At 61.2% G+C, this 17,073-nt stretch carries 8 protein-coding genes; all 8 read left to right on the top strand.

Annotated features, from left to right (window positions below):
- The first annotated feature begins 90 nt into the window (after positions 1-90).
- The 8 genes from BGE01nite_RS01415 to BGE01nite_RS01380 all read left to right on the top strand — a co-directional run bounded on the left by BGE01nite_RS01415 (position 91) and on the right by BGE01nite_RS01380 (position 16,886).
- A complete protein-coding gene (locus BGE01nite_RS01415) occupies positions 91-2,316 on the top strand; it encodes an RNA polymerase sigma factor (RefSeq protein ID WP_146848464.1) in 2,226 nt (741 codons plus the stop codon).
- Between the two features lie 217 nt (positions 2,317-2,533).
- Positions 2,534-9,706 (top strand): autotransporter-associated beta strand repeat-containing protein, encoded by a 7,173-nt coding sequence (locus tag BGE01nite_RS01410; protein WP_170266517.1) that lies wholly within the window; start codon positions 2,534-2,536, stop codon positions 9,704-9,706.
- Positions 9,707-9,749: 43 nt separating this feature from the next.
- Positions 9,750-10,886 carry a magnesium/cobalt transporter CorA gene (corA, locus tag BGE01nite_RS01405; RefSeq protein ID WP_218032869.1) on the top strand — a complete coding sequence of 379 codons (1,137 nt, stop codon included), beginning with the start codon at positions 9,750-9,752 and terminating at the stop codon, positions 10,884-10,886.
- A gap of 50 nt (positions 10,887-10,936) precedes the next feature.
- The gene (locus tag BGE01nite_RS01400) at positions 10,937-13,072 is read left to right on the top strand and encodes an alpha-amylase family protein (protein WP_146848462.1); all 2,136 of its coding nucleotides are present in this window, start codon (positions 10,937-10,939) and stop codon (positions 13,070-13,072) included.
- A gap of 43 nt (positions 13,073-13,115) precedes the next feature.
- Positions 13,116-13,634, top strand: coding sequence for a GNAT family N-acetyltransferase (locus BGE01nite_RS01395; RefSeq protein WP_146848461.1), 519 nt, complete (start codon positions 13,116-13,118; stop codon positions 13,632-13,634).
- Positions 13,635-13,729: 95 nt separating this feature from the next.
- On the top strand, positions 13,730-14,809 hold the full coding sequence (gene aroC / locus BGE01nite_RS01390; protein ID WP_146848460.1) for a chorismate synthase: 1,080 nt from the start codon (positions 13,730-13,732) through the stop codon (positions 14,807-14,809).
- A gap of 1 nt (position 14,810) precedes the next feature.
- A complete protein-coding gene (locus BGE01nite_RS01385) occupies positions 14,811-15,272 on the top strand; it encodes a hypothetical protein (protein ID WP_146848459.1) in 462 nt (153 codons plus the stop codon).
- A 126-nt stretch (positions 15,273-15,398) separates the two neighbouring features.
- The gene (locus tag BGE01nite_RS01380) at positions 15,399-16,886 is read left to right on the top strand and encodes a PLP-dependent transferase (protein WP_146848458.1); all 1,488 of its coding nucleotides are present in this window, start codon (positions 15,399-15,401) and stop codon (positions 16,884-16,886) included.
- Positions 16,887-17,073 lie beyond the last annotated feature (187 nt).

The following is a 17,073-nucleotide window of genomic DNA, read 5'->3' as shown; positions in this document are numbered from 1 at the left end:
AAGGAAGAAAAAATGCAGATCGCTGCATAATTCTCAATTGAGCGGCAACATCCTGCAAAGCAGCGGGTCAAAGCCCCGGTGCCCGCGCCTATGGATACCGACCTCGCCCTCCTCACCCGTTACCATCGCCAGCGTGATGCGCAGGCCTTTCAAACGCTGGTGGAAAGCCACGCCGCCATGGTGCATGCCACGGCACGGCGGGTGACTCAGGACGCGGCTTTGGCGCAGGATGCGGCGCAGGAGACCTTTCTGGCGCTGGCACGCAGCAGCGGATCCGCCATCCGTTGTGTGGGTGCCTGGCTGCACCAGGCCGCGTGGCGGAAGGCCTGCATGCTGGTGCGCAGTGAGTCTCGTCGTCACCTCTATGAAGAGGCTGCGGCTGAGCATCTCCACACTGAGCCCGATGCCACGTGGGCCGAGATCGAGCCCGTGCTGGATGAAGCCTTGGCGGAGCTTCCGGAAGCTTTGCGCACGCTTCTCATCGAGCGCTTTCTCGAAGGCCGCACGCAGCAGGAGATCGCCACGCGCACCGGGCTGAGCCAGTCGACGGTTTCGCGCCAGATTGATCAAGGCATCACTGAACTTCAGGCGAAGCTGGGGGCGAGAGGTGTCATCGTTTCCACCGTTGGATTGACCTCTTTGTTAGGCGTGAATGCCATGCAGGCGCTGCCAGCGGCGCTCGCGGCCACCTTTGGCAAGATCGCCCTCAGTGGCGTGGGCACCGCTGCCGTCTCTTCCGCCGCCATTCCCTGGATCACCAGTCTTTTTATGAAAGCCACCACGATCAAAATCACTCTCACCGCCGCTGTTGTGACCATGGCCTGGGTCGGTCATGATCTCGCCTCACCCCAACCAAAGTTGCAAAGTTTGTTTGGCGCGGCGGCGGCAGGACTTCCTTCTTCCAAGGATCCCGCCGCGTCAGCAGGGGTTGTCGCTGCGGACGCAAAGTCCAAGGCCGCTGTCTCGCGTGCTGCTCAGGCCAGCCCTGCTGTGGCTCCTGCGGTTGTTCCTTCGGAAAGAGCCAGGGCGGACAGAAAGCCTTTCTCAGCAGAGACACTTGCCCGGTTTCTCTCCTTGAGCCGCGACAAGGATTTTAAAGACTTCATCACGAAGCTCTACGCCTCCGGCGACAAGCGCTTCATCGCGGCGGAGATCGAGCGTGTTCTGGGCATCACGCTCAGTGATCGCGATCTCCAGCAGTCCGCAACGAATCCCAGCGTCCTGCAAGCGGCCGTCATGACAAGAATGGGTTACTATCACCCTGAGGAAACCCTGGCCTGGCTGGCAGCGAGTGATGGAAGGATGGAAGCCCTGATGGGTTACACCCTCGGCAGCATTCTGAGACTTCATCCCGACATCACGGCGGAAAGCATGGAGTCCCGGCTTCCCCAGGGTCCGCACCGTGAGATGGTGCTGAGCATGCTGCGGGCCCAGCGTGATCCCTTGGCCGAGGCAGCAAAAGTCGCCTCAACGGCTCAAGGGATGGAGCGACTTGAGCACCTATGGGGTCTGGCGGAACTTTGGCCTAAAAAACAGGCCCTGGCGGGTGCCGAGTGGGCACTGCAAAACCTCAGAGGGGCCGATCTCCAGGCCTTCATGCCACGCATCACCGGACAGATCAGTTCGAGCTCTCCTGATGATGCGCTGGCCTTGCTGGCGCGCATCCAGGATCCAGCGGTGCTAAAGACCACATTAGTGAGCAGCATGCACGGCCTCGTGCATGAGCACCGCCGCATGGATGCTGTGCTTGAGGTCATCGACCGTCTGCAAGGCGACCTGCGGGCCGACGCGCTCGGCGAGATCAGCCGCCGCTGGATCCGCGTGGACCAGGAGGGCTTGCTGGAATGGATCAACACTCTCGAATCTCCCGCTGATTTCGAGGCCACGCTGCCATTGACCCTGCCGCAGCTTTCCGAGACGCATTTCAATCAGATCATGGACAAGCTCATGGCCGAGGTCGACCCCGGGCTGGAAGCCGCTTTGATCAAGACCGCGATGCCGGAGCTGACCAACACGACCCATACCAGCATGGAGATCATCGAGCGTCTGACGAATCTGCCTCAGTATCAAAGCATTGGTGCCGGTCAGAGCGGCAACCAAGCCCTGCTCTGGAAGGCCGTGACCCGCACGGCTGAGCGCTGGGTGCAGTACCAAGGCGGTCTTCCGCAGGATGGGGCTCGCTGGATCGATAGCCTGCCCTTCCGCAGTCCTGCGGACAAGGCGGTGGTGGCAGGCCAGCTCTACCAACAGTGGAAGCTCAGCGAGCCAGCCGCTGCGACCCAATGGGCGGCGAGTGCGGGGGTGAAGTTACAGTAGCCATCACACTTCGCGTGACGGGCGGCAAGTTTGAGTCCGGGGACGAGAGGACTCCTCTCCTGAACCAGAACGTGTTGAGGTGCCGATAGTGGCGGCATCCGCTACTTCTTGGGACGGGTGTTCTGATTGAAGACAAGGCTTTTGTGTGGCAGTGACACAGCTTCCTCCCCCCAACCCCTATTTCCCCCCGATAGGAGAAATGACCCCATCCAACCTTTTGCCCCGCATTCGCGGTGCCCGCCGAATCGTCGCGTCTTTGAGCGTCCTCCTCGTCCTGGCATCCCTCGTCCACGCTGATGTCCTGATCTGGGACACGAACGCCGGAACCGCTGATGCACAGGATGGCATTGGCACCTGGAGCGCAGGCTCGCCGAACTGGTTTAACTTCACGCAAAATCAGCAGAATCAAAGCTGGGCGAATGGCAGCGATGCCGTCTTTGGCGCGGGCAGCGGCACGGCAGGAGCCATCACCTTGGGCGGTCCGGTCACCGCAGGCAACCTAACATTCAATGCGGCAACGACCGGCACCTACACACTGGGTGGGACAGGGACGCTGACACTCGTCAACTCCACCATCACCAGCAACGTGGATTCCACGATCACGGCAGTGATCACCGGCAGCACTCCGTGGATCAAAACCGGCTCCGGCATGCTGACGCTGGGCGGCACTTCTGCCAACACTCACACAGGTTTGTTCTCAGTCAATGCAGGCCGGGTGCATCTGAACAAGGCCGGCGCCCTCGCTGGAAATCTCGAGGTCAAAACGGGTGGCTTCGTCACCTTCAGCGGCGGCACGAATCAGATGGCCGCCACCTCCAGCGTCACGCTCAATGGCGCGGCCAGCGTCTTCAATGGCATCGCACCCAATAATACCGTGGGCACCGTCACTCAGACTCTTGCGTCATTGACGGTCACGGGCGGTACTTTCAATGCCGGTGCCAACTCGGTTTGGAACATGGGTTCGATGAGCTTCGGCCCGGGTGAAAACAAGGTCTTCGTGGGCAACAGCGGTGCCACGGTCAATGCGGGCAGCCTCAGCCTGGTCGGCATGAATGGCGCGGCCAGTTCCACGGATGTGCTGAATGGCTTCACGCTCTTTGGCAACGGCACTACCAACATCACCAAGATGACCGTGGGCGCAGGCGGACTGTATCTGGAAGGCAGCAACATTCACATGGGCCGCGGCTCCCGAGGCTCGGAGATGTATTTGAATGGCGATGTGAGCACCGGTGGCACGACCGCCTCCACCATCCAGATCAGCCAGACAGGCGCGGTTCTTCCGTTCCTCGGTCTCAGCGGCACGACGACAAGCACGGCCACGCGCACCTTCAACATCGCGGGCGGCGGTGCGAACCTGAGCATCAACGTGGCCGTCACCAATGGCAACGCGACCACGGCATCCCTGGTGAAGAACGGCGCCGGCACGCTGACTCTCAGCGGTGCTGAAGCCAACACGTACTCCGGTGATACCACCATCAACGCAGGTGTGCTGCAGTTGAACAAGACAGCGGGTGTGGCAGCGGTCTCGGGCAACATTGTCCTGAACACAGGCGGCACGCTCACCTTGAGCGCGAACAACCAGATCGCCGACACCAAGGGCATCACGGTGAATGGTGGCACCATCTCCTCCTTCACCACGGACGAGACCATCGCCTTCTACACGCAGAACAGCGGCGGGCTCTCTGCCTCTGCGAACACCGGCCACCTGACGGTGACCGGTGCTCTGACCCTTGCAGGCGGGAACACACTGACGCTGAACAGCAACGCGGTGGCGAATCCCGCGAGCCTCAATGTGGACAGTGCCATCCTCACGGGTGCAGACATTTTGTTAGGCGGTAACAACGGTGCCGCCAATCCTCGCACTTCATTGACCATTGGCGCGGGCGGCCTGACCATGGCCGGGCGCACGATCACGTTGAATGTCGGCAACGCTGGCACGATCCTGAATCTGAACGGGGACTTCACCGGCACCGGCACGAACAACATCAGCAATGGCGGCGGCTCCGGTGTGCAGCCCCTGGTGCAGATCGGCTCGGCCACGCGCACCTTCAATGTCATCAACGGCACCACCACCATCAGCGCCGAGGTCGCGGGTGCGGGCGGCAGTGTGGTAAAGACGGGCAACGGTCTCTTCCAGTTCACCGGTGCGAACAGCTACAGCGGCAGCACCACGGTTTCTGGCGGCATTCTGAGCGTGGCTGGAACGGCGGGCACGCTGGCCAACACCACCGCTGTGACGGTGAACAACGGCGCGACATTCCAGATCGGCAGCTCGGTGGGAGCCAACAACAACGGCCTCACGAACCGGATCAACAGTGCGGCCACACTCACTCTAGGCGGAGGCACGGCGAGCCTGATGCCCGCAGGCACCGGATCTCACACACAGAGCCTTGCCAGCCTAACCATCAATGGTGGAGCGAACACGGTGAATGTGACTGCTGCAGCCACCACCACCGCCACCCTGACCTTTAGCGGAAGCAATCCCTATGTGCGCACCGGCGGTTCCGTGAACTTTGTGCAGAATCCAGGTGTGGGCGGCAGCATCGTCCTCACGAATGCCCCTTCCGGAGCAGGCAACGTGACGGGCGGAGTGCTTGTCGGTGCTACCTTGAACGGCACGGACCTTGTGGCCGCGCAGTCGGGTGTGCTCACGGGCTTCTCCGGCTGGATTCCCACTGGCACAGACACCTGGACCACGAACGGCGCGATGGATGTGACAGGCACGAACGGCACCGCCTACGCGGCCACAAACATCACCGCGCTGCGCTTCAACACGGCAGGCCCCTTCACCGTCACACTTGATGGCACGCACACCGTCAATTCGGATGTGGTCTTGATGACCGCGAATGCAGGCGCGGGCACCTCCCTCATCACGGGCGGCACGCTTCAGGGCACCTCGGGTGGAGATCTGGTGGTAAGCCAGAACAACACGGCCGGCTCGCTGGAGATCGCCTCCACGCTGGCGAACAACACGACGACCACGGGGCTCGTGAAAAGCGGCGTGGGAGTGCTGACGCTCAGCGGCACGAACACCTACACCGGCACCACGCGTGTCATGGAAGGCACGTTGCGTGCGGCAGATGGCGTCGGACTTCCTTCGGGCTCGGCACTGGCGCTGGCTAACGCTGTGTTTGAGTCCACGGGTTCCACGTTCAATCGCTCGTTAGGCACAGCTGCCGGCTCGGTGAGCATTGGCGGGGGCACCACGGGCTTCAGCGCCTTTGGCACTCCGGTGACGGTGAACCTCGGCGGTGCCGGTGCCACCTTGCAGTGGGGCAGCACAAACTTCAATCCAGCGACCCTTCAGCTCAATGCCGCCACGGCCAACAACACGCTGGAACTGGCGAATGGCCTGGATCTCAATGGTGTGGGACGCAGCATTCGTGTGGATGCGAACGTGGCCACGATCTCCGGCATCATCAGCAACAGCGTTTCGGGATCACCTGCCAGCCTCACCAAGGCGGGCGGTGGCACCCTGCGGCTCACGCAGGCCAACACCTATGATGGTGGCACGGCCATCAGTGCAGGCCTTGTGGCAGTCGGCCACAACCAGGCGCTCGGTGGTGGGACGGTGACCCTGGGCGGCGGCGGATTGCAGGCGGACGGCGCGGCGCGTGCGATCGCCAACAACGTGGTGATCACGGCTGCTTCAAACATCACCAGCTCTCAGAGCCTCACGATCAACGGCACCTTTACCAACAGCGGCGGCACGCAGACCCTGACCACCAGCCTCACCGGTGGTGCCACCCTGACACTGGCTGGAAACGTCTACCTCTCCGAGTCTGCCGCAGCCTCACGCACGCTGCAGTTCGGCGGCTCAGGCGATCGCACGATCAGCGGCGTCATCGCCAACAACGCCGGCACGAACACGCTGGGCAGCAACATCTTCTTCAATGCCGGCGGCACGCTCAGCCTGACCGGCACGAACACTTATACCGGCCGCACTTTGGCCACGGGGGGTGGTTACATCGTGATCAACCAGGATCGCAGCCTCGGCGCGGTGCCTGCCAGCGCGATGGTGGATAATTTCATCCTCGCCGCCAACGGCAAGCTGCGAGCCAGCACCAGCTTCACGCTGGATGCGAACCGCGGCATCGGCATCGGCGCCAGCAGCGGCGGCACCGCCACGGGTGATATCGATGTGGTCAGCGGTGCGGTCTTCCGTGTCGCGGGCACTGTGGCGAACCGCACCCTCAACCATGACGGTGCAGCCGTCAGCGGCAGCAATGTGGGCAGCCTGAACAAGACCGGCACGGGTGTGCTGGAACTTTCGGGCTCAAACACCTACTCGGGTCTCACCTCGGTGAGCAACGGCATCTTGCGCGTGCTTTCCAACACCGGCCTCGGCACCTCCGATGGCGGAGTCACCGTGGCCAGCACGGCGCACGTGGAGCTGGGCAATGGTGTGAAGGTGACGGGGGAAACCATCACGATCAACACCACCATGGGTACCACCGGCACCGGTTCAGCTGCCAGCAGCCGCGGTGGCCTGCAGGCAGCCGCAGGAGCACGGGCGGAATGGGCGGGCGATGTCATCATCGGCATCAACCAGGCACGCCTCGGTGTGCAGGAAGGCGGCTTCCTCAACATCAGCGGCAACATCACCGACGGTGCCAACAGCTACGGCGTGCGCTTGAGCGGCGAGACCACCGGCACCGGCGGATTGATGCTCTCTGGCACAGGCAATGCGTGGGATGGTGAGACGGAGCTGGTGCGTGGCAAGGTGCTGCTCGGTGCTAATAATGCGCTGCCAACCAACACCATCCTCGACATCCATTTCAGCAACACGAACAACACGGAGTATGCCGGCCTGGACATGAACGGCTTCAACCAGACGGTGGCCAGCCTGCGTAATGACGGTGCCAGCGGTGCCTTTGCCGATCTCACGAACAGCAGCCGCACGCTCTCCACCATGACGGTGAATGAGGCGGGCAGTGTCACCTATGGGGGCATGATCTCCGGGAATGTCGCGCTGGTCAAAACGGGTGCGGGCACTCTCACGCTTTCGCTTGCCACGAACCGCTTCACGGGTGGAGCCACGGTGAATGAAGGCACGCTGCGCATCACCAGCGCCACAGCGCTGGTGGAAGGGAATGTGACCGTCAACGGCGGTGCCAGCGCTGGTGGCAAGTTTGACATCAACAACCTCGCCAACGCCATCAATGCGCTTAACGGCGCGGCGGGTACGGTGAGTGGCATCGTGGCCAACGAAAGCACCACCAATGCCACACGCATTCTCTCCATCGGTGTGAACCACGGGTCTGGAAGCTATGCGGGCAACATCGTCGACAACAGCGGCGGCGCCGCGCAGGGCAAGATCAGCATCGCCAAGATCGGGGCGGGCACACAGACACTCTCCGGCAACGGCACCTACACCGGGGCCACGCTGGTGAGCAACGGCACTTTGATCGCGGACTACACCAGCGGCACGCCGCTCGGCAGCTCCGCCATCACATTGCAAGGCGGCACGATGGTGATCCGCGGTGCCTCGACGACCAGCATCGGCAATCTCTCGCTGCTGCAGGCCGGCGCGGACTTTACCAACAATGTCATGCGCATCGAGGGTGCCGGCACGGTCACGACTCCGCAGCTCTCGGCCAGTGGCTTCGCGCCGCTGCTGCTGGACATCAGCAGCGGCTCCACATTGGTCGCCACGACTTTGTTGAACACCACGGTCACCAACAGTGTGCTCATGGGTTCCAGCGCGCGCAGCACGCTCTTTGTGCAGGACGCGACTGGCATCGGCTTCGCCAGCCGCAACGTCAGCAATCAAATCGTTCGTTATACCGGCGCAGTGCCCCTGCCCTCTGGAAACGGCACCACGGCCAACACCGGAAATTACATCGTCAGCGCCGATCTCAACCGTACCGCCGCGCTGAACTTCCAGACGCTGCAGATCGACACCAGCAGTTCCAATGTCACCCTCGGCATGGGCGCCAGCAATCTGGTCCCGAACGGCGGCGGACGGACCATCCTCGTCACGGGCAACAACAACGCCACGATCTCCGCCACCACGGGCGCGGCCACCGGCAGCTCCTTGTTTGTCGCGAACTATGGCACCGGCACCACCACGCTGGGCATCTCGCTCTTGAATCAAGCGTTCATCAATACCGGCCCGGGTCTGGTGGACTACACGAATGTGGCCAATCCCCTCGATGTCTATGCGGCCGGTGGCGTCACCCGTTTTAGCGGCGCGGATCGCAACTTCGACACCGGCGTCCTCCGCATCTACGGCGGCGGTGTTTTCGAGATCGGTGCCGATCTGAGCAACACGGTGGACGGCGACCTGGTCCGCGCAGTCGGAACGGCGGCAGGCCAGGTGTCCCTGCTCGGCAACGGTGGCTTCAGCGCTCATGGCGCGGATCGCGTAGTGGCGCTGGGAGGAGTGGGCACGGCGGCTGCGCTGAGCTGGGGACAGAGCAGCTTCCTCACCGGCAACGGTGGCGACAACAATTACACCTTCATGTTAGGCTCGGCGAGCTCCACGCATACGCTAGAGTTCCAGAATGCCATCAATCTCGGCGCGCGTGAGCGCCGCATCGAGGTGGCAGATGGTGTGAATGCTAGCAATCTGGATGCCCGCCTCACCGGTGTGCTCAGCGGAGCTGGCGGCAGCCTGATCAAAGAAGGCGCGGGTCGCCTCGAGATCAGTGCTGTGAACACCTACACCGGCGCCACACGGGTGAACGCAGGCTCGCTGCTTGTCAGCGCCACGGGCAAGACTGGCACTGGCGCTGTGACGGTGGCTGCCAACGCTGTTCTGATGGGCAGCGGTGTGGTGCAGGGTTCCAGCTTCACGCTCGCGAACAATGCCACGATGCATGCGGGCAATGGCACGCTGGCTTCCAACATCGGCACGCTGGCCTTCCAGACCACGGCGGCTGCTTCGTTTGAGATTCAAAATGGCTCGCTGGTGATGCTTGATCTCGGAAGCCCGACCAACCAGGCCACCATCGACACCAGCTTCGGTGGCAATGTGATCGGCAGCGCCGGTTACAATGCCTATGTGGATGCCTTCAACGGCACGGGCAGTGGCTCGCATGACTTGCTGACCTTTGACGGCGCGGCGGGCTCCACGCTGACCTTCAGCGGTCGTCTGAGCGTGCGCCCTGGCACATCCTTCAACGCTTCGTATGGTCAGGTCTTCAATCTGCTGGACTGGGGCACGCTGGTCGGCGCTGACTTCAGCGGCTTCAATGTCGGGACGAACTACCGCAGCGGTGCCGATGACGATCTGCTGCAGTTCGATCTGCCTGCGCTCAGCGGCGGTCTGGTTTGGGATGTGAGCCGCTTCACCACCTCTGGTGTCATCGTGGTCATTCCTGAGCCGAGCCGTACGCTGCTGCTGATGCTGGGCCTGCTTGGCCTGTTCATGCGCCGTCGCCGCTAAGTCTTCCTCCTGGCATGGTCTGCGGATTGCTCCATGGTCTGGCATGTTCGGCTCCTCCTCGCGTGGCAAGAAAAAGTTCGGCATGCCGCGGCTGCATCATCCGCAGCCGGGGAAGGCATCTGGCATCGAACTGGACCAGCTCCAGCAGATGCCCAGCGGGCCGCAGCGCGTGGTGCTGACCTGTATCGACTACGGGCCTTCGCAGGTGCAGGCGGTGGACGTGCTGGATGTGGATGACTTCCTTTCCTGTCACCGTCCCGAGTGGGCCACGGTGCGCTGGATCAATGTGGATGGCCTGACGGACATGCGCATCATCCATGCGCTAGCGAAGAAGTATGACCTGCATCCGCTGGCCATCGAGGACCTCGTGCATCCTGGCACGCGGCCGAAGATCGAGTCTTATCCAGGCATGCAAGACATGCCTTCGCGCCTCTTCATTCTCGCGCGCATGATTTTCCTGGTGGAGAAGCAACTCCACTGTGAGCAGGTCTGCTTCTTCCTCGGCCAGCACACCCTTCTCACCTTTCAGGAGACGCATGGGGATGTCTGGGATGCTGTGCGCACACGCATCCTGCGAGATGGCTCACGCCTGCGCACGAATGATGTGAGCTTCCTCCTCTATGCGCTCATCGATGCCGTGGTGGACCAGTGCTTTCCGGTCATGGAGCACTACAGCGAGCGGCTGGAGGACATCGAGACCGAGGTGCTGGACCGGCCCACGCCCGCAGTCATCCGCCGCATTCATCAGGTGAAGCATGAGCTGCTTCTGCTGCGCCGCGAATTCTGGCCCATGCGCGAGATGGTCCATGCCCTGCAGCGCGTGGATCATGCGAACTTCTCCACCACGGCCTCCTTGTTCCTTCGCGATGTCTACGATCACAGCGTGCAAGTCATCGACCTCATGGAAACCTACCGCGAGGTCGCGATCGGCCTCACCGAGACTTATATGAACGCGATGAGCCACCGCATGAACGAGGTCATGAAGGTGCTCACCATCATCGCCACCATCTTCATGCCCTTGTCGTTCCTCGCGGGCGTGTTTGGCATGAATTTTGAGCACATGCCGGAGGTCAAGGCGTCCTGGGCGTATCCCTGGTGCTACCCCATCGGATTCTGGACACTGTGTCTTGGGATCGTGACCGGGATGTTTATCTGGTTCCGGCGGAAGGCTTGGTTGTGAGGTGCTCTTCTCGATGTTGCACGTTCGCGGGCACCCATCCAATCTGAAGCATGCTCCGCACGCTTCTTTGCCTTGGCCTAGCTCTCCTGACGTCATCTCTTTCCGCCGCTGATTTGAAAACCACCGGCGCTGGTGTTGAAGTCGGCGCGGGGAGTTTGGGGAGCTTTATTCTGACTTATCCGGAGTTTGTCGATGGCAGTCAGGGGCCTGTGCACAAGCAGATCGAGGTGAAGACAGCGGGCTCAAGCGCGACGGTGCGCTATGAAGGTGGGGCGGAGTGCGCGGTGTCGGTGGTGAAGGATGAGATCGAGGTGAGCTTCAAGGGGATCCCGGCGGATGTGAAGTCGTGGAAGATGACGACGCTGATCGACATCGGGTTTGCCAAGGGTGGCTCGTGGAAGATCGCGGAGAAGGAGGGGGTGTTTCCGGCGGAGAAGTCCACGCCGCCGCAGATCGCGAGCCTGAACGCGACGAGCTTTCTGGTGAAGAATGCGCAGGGGCAGAGTGTGAGCTTCACCACGCCGGACTATGCGTTCCAACAACTGACGGATAACCGCGAATGGAACTGGGCGGTGTATCACTGGATGTTTGTGGTGCCTTACAATGCCGATCATCCGACGGCGAAGATCAAGGTGTCCTCGGATCTCGCATCGGTGGCGAAGCTCATTGATCCATTCGGACAGAGTTTGAAGGACACGTTCCCGAACAAGCTCAAGAGTCTCGAAGATCTAAAGGCCGATGTGGAGGTGGACAAAGTTTACTATGCGGGCATCGAGACGCCGAAGCTGGACACGTTTGGCGGCCAGCCAGGCAGCGGTGAGGCGCTGGGGCTGAAGAAGACGGGCTTCTTCCACGTGGAGCAGAAGCAGGAGAAGTGGTGGCTGGTGGATCCGGAGGGCAATGCGTTTTTCCACTTCGGTCTTTGCGGCTTCGCTCCTAACGATGATTACACCTATGTCAAAGGTCGTGAAGGCATCTATGAATGGCTCCCAAAGGCCGAGGGTGAATATGCCAGCGCCTTCCGTCCGGGGGATGGCGATGCGCATTTCTCTTTCTATCTCTCGAATGTCATCCGCAAATTTGGTTCGGCCTATGACTATGACACTCATGCGGCGCGGATGATCGAGCGTGTGCGCAAGTGGGGCTTCAATTCCATCGGTGCCTTCAGTCCGATCCCGTCATCCGCGCATGTGATGGCGAGCTTCCCCTATGTGACCCATCTGCCGATCAATGAGTGGGAAGGTGTGCCGCGCATTCCGGGGGCGCATGAGGTGTGGGATCCATATGATGCGGCCACGGCGGCGAAGCTGGCGGAGAACATCGCCCGCGAGGTGCCGCAGCGTGCGAATGATCCGCTGCTGATTGGCTGGTTCATTGTGAACGAGCCGCGTTATGACGAACTGCCGCGCGTGATCCCTTCACTACCGGGCAAGCATGCCTGCAAGCAGCGCCTGGTGGCTGTGTTGAAGGACAAGTATAAGACGGTGGAGGCTTACAACACTTCCTGGCACGCCAAGGCGGGCTCTTTTGAGGAACTGCTGGACGCGGGTCTGGCCGTGACCACCGATGCAGCGAAGGCGGATGTGAAGGCGTTTGTCGGTGAGTTCCTCGAGACCTACTTTGCTCAGATCGAGAAGCTATATCGCCAGCATGACGCGAATCATTTGCTCATCGGCAGCCGCCTGCAGCCGATCACGATCGAGGACGAGCAGCTCTGCCGCATCATGGGCAAGCACCTCGATGTGGTGTCCTACAACTACTACACGTTAGGCGTCGATACCGTGGCGCTGAAGCGCTATCATGAATGGACCGGTGGCAAGCCGATGATGCTGAGCGAGTTCTTCTGGTCTTCACCGAAGGACAGCGGGCTCATCGGCGGACGTGAGGTCAGCAGCCAGCAGGAACGTGGTCTGGCCTATCGCAACTACGTCGAGCAGAGTGCCGCGCTAGGTTTTGTGATCGGCATCGAGTGGTTCACACTGGTGGACCAAGCGACCACGGGCCGCTGGTTCAGCAAGTACAATGGCGAGAGCTACAACACCGGTCTCATCAGCGTGGCGGACCGTCCCTGGAAGGACATGGTGGCGGAGATGATGAAGACGAACCACACCATCTACGACCTGCTCATGGGCAAGCGAGCGGCCTTCAAGTGGGAGGATCCGCGGTTCGAGGTGAAGGGAAAGTGACACTAGTATTGCCAGCCGAAGATGGGCCGCCTAGCCTGAGGGCATGACCTGGATTGATTGCGGGCGTGAGTATCTCGAGCCCATCCGTGCCATTTTTAATGAAGCCATCGTGAACTCGACGGCGCTTTACGACTATGTGCCGCGCTCGCGCGAGTACATGGAGTCCTGGTTTGAGGTGAAGGAGGAGAAGAACCTGCCGGTGATCGGGGTGCTGGATGAGAAGGGCGAGCTGATGGCTTTTGGCAGTTATGGACCCTGGCGGGCTCATGCGGCCTATAAATACAGCGTGGAGCACTCCATCTACGTGGATACGCGCTTTCGGGGCCGGGGCCTGGGGAAGCTGATGCTGCAGAAGCTCATCGAGCGCGCCAGGGGCCAGGATTTTCATATGATGATCGGGGTCATCGATGCGCAGAATGCCACGAGCATCGCGCTGCATGAGAAGGCGGGGTTCACGCCTTGCGGGCAGATTCGCGAGGCGGGGTATAAATTTGGCCGCTGGCTGGATCTGGCAATGTATCAGCTGGTGCTGCCGACTCCGGAGCATCCGGTGGAGGTGTGACCCGGGGCGGGCCTAAAATCGCCTGAACAGCACTGGCTGCCATTGATGGCATGGATTGATTGCACAGGGCCGGGTTCCGTTTATCTAAAGGACTTATGTCCAGCAGTCTCGGCACACTTTTTCGCATCAGCACCTGGGGTGAATCCCATGGCCCCGGCGTCGGGGTTGTCGTGGACGGCTGTCCGCCGCGTATTCCGCTGACGGTGGAAGACATCCAGCATGAGCTGAACCGCCGCCGCCCGGGCCAGAGCAAGATCGTGACTCCGCGCAAGGAGGACGACACCGCCGAGATCCTTTCCGGCGTGCTGGATGGCCAGACCCTGGGCACACCCATCGGTCTCTTTGTCCGCAATACCGACCAGCGCCCCTCCGCCTACACGGAGATGCAGCAGGCCTACCGCCCCAGCCACGCGGACTACACGTATGATGCCAAGTACGGCATCCGTGCGGTGTCCGGTGGCGGTCGCTCCAGCGCCCGCGAGACCATCGGCCGAGTCGCCGCAGGCGCCATCGCGCGCAAGGTGCTGCAGCACAGCGTGCCGGGTTACGAGTGCCTGGCCTATGTGAAGACCATCAAGGACATCGAGGCGAAGGTTCCGGCGAATCTCACGGCCGAGGGCATCGAGTCCAACATCGTCCGCACCTGTGATCCTGAAGCCGCAGAGCGCATGATCGAGCTCATCGAGAAGGTGCGCAGCGAGGGCAACAGCGTCGGCGGAGTCGTCGAGTGCGTGGTCCGTGGCGTGCCGACAGGGCTGGGTGAGCCGGTGTTTGACAAGCTGGAGGCGGATCTGGCCAAGGCCATGATGAGCCTGCCTGCGACGAAGGGTTTTGAGATCGGCAGCGGTTTCTCCGGCACGCTCATGACCGGCCTGGAGCACAACGACGAGTTTTACATGGATGGCGGCAACGTCCGCACCCGCACGAATCGCAGCGGCGGCATCCAGGGTGGCATCAGCAATGGCGAGGAGATCGTCTTCCGTGTGGCCTTCAAGCCCACCGCCACCGTACTGCGCGAGCAGAACACTGTGACGAATGATAAGCAGGAAACCACGCTGGCCGCGCGCGGTCGCCATGATGCCTGCGTGCTGCCGAGAGCCGTGCCGATGGTCGAGGCCATGGTGCATCTGGTGCTGGCGGACCATTTCCTGCGGCAGCGGGCGCAGTGCGGGTAAAATGTCTGCCAACGACTACCGGCGCGATGGTGGAAAACTGCATCAGTGGATCGGCCATCCATGGTCTCTCACCCTGGCTTGCAATTCAATCAAACTGCATCGGAGTGAGAACAGGAAGAAGGGTGACTATCTTTGGATCGATCCTCCCTGGCAGTTTGGCATTGGGCAAACCTTGATCACGGACTCTGCGAGCTATCCGATTCCTGACGAACAGCAGTTTCAGGCTTTCGAACAAAGCTGGTGGGAGCACTTCCGCCCGGTTTTGGGTTCAAGCGTGGAATCCATACGCGCCCAAGAGGATGGTGAACTAGACATCATCTTTTCCACCGGCCACCGGCTGCATGTGCCTGGCGACCAGACGCCGGGAGATCACCCGGATTGGTATGATCATTGGTATGTTAGGTTCAGCGAGGGGGATCATTCCTCGCCAACCTGGATCCGGAGTGACAACACCCCGTTGTGAATACAGAGTTCCCGGAACAAATGCTTTTGTCTCACCCCGCTAGGGCTTCCACCATACTGGAAAACGGGCTCGGCTGAACCGCATCTTGCCAACTCGCCGAAGTCCCTTTAACGAAGATGCCCCTCCATGTCCGACCTCTTGAACCACCCTCTCTGGCAGGCCGACTCGCTGGGCAGTCCGCTGCCTGATGACGAGTTCGGTGTCAGTGTCAGCCTGCCTTTGTGGAAGCATGTCATTGGCTATGAGGAGGGGGATCAGGAGATCGTTTCCAAATTTCGCTCGGGGTATCCGCGCTTCTGCTGCCCGCCTGCGGTTAGCCAGCTTTTTGCAGCAGCGGAAAAGGATCTCGCCCACGAAGGTGAACGCTGCCTGGTGTCCCCGAAAGTGCTGCATGCGCAGAGGTGCGTGGAGTTCATCGCGCGTGATGGATTCACGGGGCGTGCGGAAACCTGGCGCGATGGACTGGGCGTGGTCGTGTTCCCGGCTGATGCCTATGTGAAGGCTCGTCGCTTCTGGCGCTTCTGCGGTGAGATCGTGAGCACGCGTCAGGCCTGTGAGACACTGGGCACACGCAAGACCGAGGCGACAGAAGCCGAAGGCCTAGCGGCCAACCAAACGATTCGTCAGCGGCTGGCGGAGCTTGCCGGCCAGCAGGCGGAGGATGTGTTTCTTTTCCCTTCCGGCATGGCGGCGAACTTTGCGGTGCACCGTATGCTCACCACGCTCTTCCCGGGGCGCAAAACGGTGCAGCTCGACTTCCCGTATGTGGATGTGCTGAAGCTGCAGGAGATGTTTGGCAGCGGAGCGCACTTCCTGCCGATGATTGATGATCAGGAATATGGCAAGCTGGAAACACTGCTGAAATCCGAGCCTATCGCGGGCCTCTTCTGCGAAGCGCCGAGCAATCCCCTGCTCCGCTGTGTGGATCTTGAGCGACTGCTCGCCATCCGTGCGCAGTCGCAGCCCGGTGTGCCAATCATCATCGATGACACCATCTCCACGGTGGTGCATGCGAATGCGCTGAAGGTGGCCGACCTCACCACCACCAGCCTAACCAAAACCTTTTCAGGTGAGGGTGATGTGCTTGCAGGCGGTGTCATCTTGAACCGCGCCTCGCCGCATCATGCGGCCTTCTCCGCCTTCCTCACGGAAAACGCGGACCACATTCTCTGGCGTGGTGATGCCGTGGCGCTGGAACGGAACAGCCGCGACTTCGTGCAACGTGCCGAAGGCATGAGCCGCAATGCGCTGGCTCTCGCCGAGTATCTGAGTTCGCATCCGAAGGTCGAGAAGGTCTGGCATGCGAAGCAGGACGGTGGTGTAGGCTATGAGTTCATCCGTCGTGAAGGCGGTGGTCATGGCTGCCTGTTCTCCTTCCTGCTCAAGGATGCTGAGTACACGAGCGAGCGTTTTTATGATGCACTGCGTGTGTGCAAGGGACCGAGCCTGGGGACAAACTTTACCTTGGTGTGCCCTTACACGCTGCTCGCGCACTATGATGAACTGGCCTGGGCCGCGAGCTGCGGTGTGCCGAAGCATTTGATCCGCGTGTCAGCAGGTCTCGAGGATAGCGCGGAACTCATCGCGAGGTTTGATGAGGCACTGGCGAAGTAGTCTGCTCGATCCGTCGCGCTTGAGGCCGATTTGTAAATCTCTCGCAAGGAGACCATCTTTTTGCTTGCGCCCATAATCCTACCGGATCAATATGATATAAGCGTTGCGAGCATCCTTCGTCATGAAGGAGGTGATCCCCAAACAGGAAACCCGTCGCGACCTGCGGTTTGCGGCTCATCCCACGAAG

Origin of the sequence: Prosthecobacter gellanilyticus, assembly GCF_007992435.1 — a bacterium.
GTDB lineage: Bacteria > Verrucomicrobiota > Verrucomicrobiia > Verrucomicrobiales > Verrucomicrobiaceae > Prosthecobacter > Prosthecobacter gellanilyticus.
The sequence above is the reverse complement of the archived record's forward strand: the minus strand, read 5'-3'. Positions and strand labels throughout refer to the sequence as shown.

What these genes read in the sequence shown, in the direction of transcription:
- BGE01nite_RS01415 (WP_146848464.1), top strand. Translation starts at nt 91, where the DNA reads ATGGATACCGACCTCGCCCTCCTCACCCGTTACCATCGCCAGCGTGAT.
- corA (WP_218032869.1), top strand. Translation starts at nt 9,750, where the DNA reads ATGTTCGGCTCCTCCTCGCGTGGCAAGAAAAAGTTCGGCATGCCGCGG.
- BGE01nite_RS01400 (WP_146848462.1), top strand. Translation starts at nt 10,937, where the DNA reads ATGCTCCGCACGCTTCTTTGCCTTGGCCTAGCTCTCCTGACGTCATCT.
- BGE01nite_RS01395 (WP_146848461.1), top strand. Translation starts at nt 13,116, where the DNA reads ATGACCTGGATTGATTGCGGGCGTGAGTATCTCGAGCCCATCCGTGCC.
- aroC (WP_146848460.1), top strand. Translation starts at nt 13,730, where the DNA reads ATGTCCAGCAGTCTCGGCACACTTTTTCGCATCAGCACCTGGGGTGAA.
- BGE01nite_RS01385 (WP_146848459.1), top strand. Translation starts at nt 14,811, where the DNA reads ATGTCTGCCAACGACTACCGGCGCGATGGTGGAAAACTGCATCAGTGG.
- BGE01nite_RS01380 (WP_146848458.1), top strand. Translation starts at nt 15,399, where the DNA reads ATGTCCGACCTCTTGAACCACCCTCTCTGGCAGGCCGACTCGCTGGGC.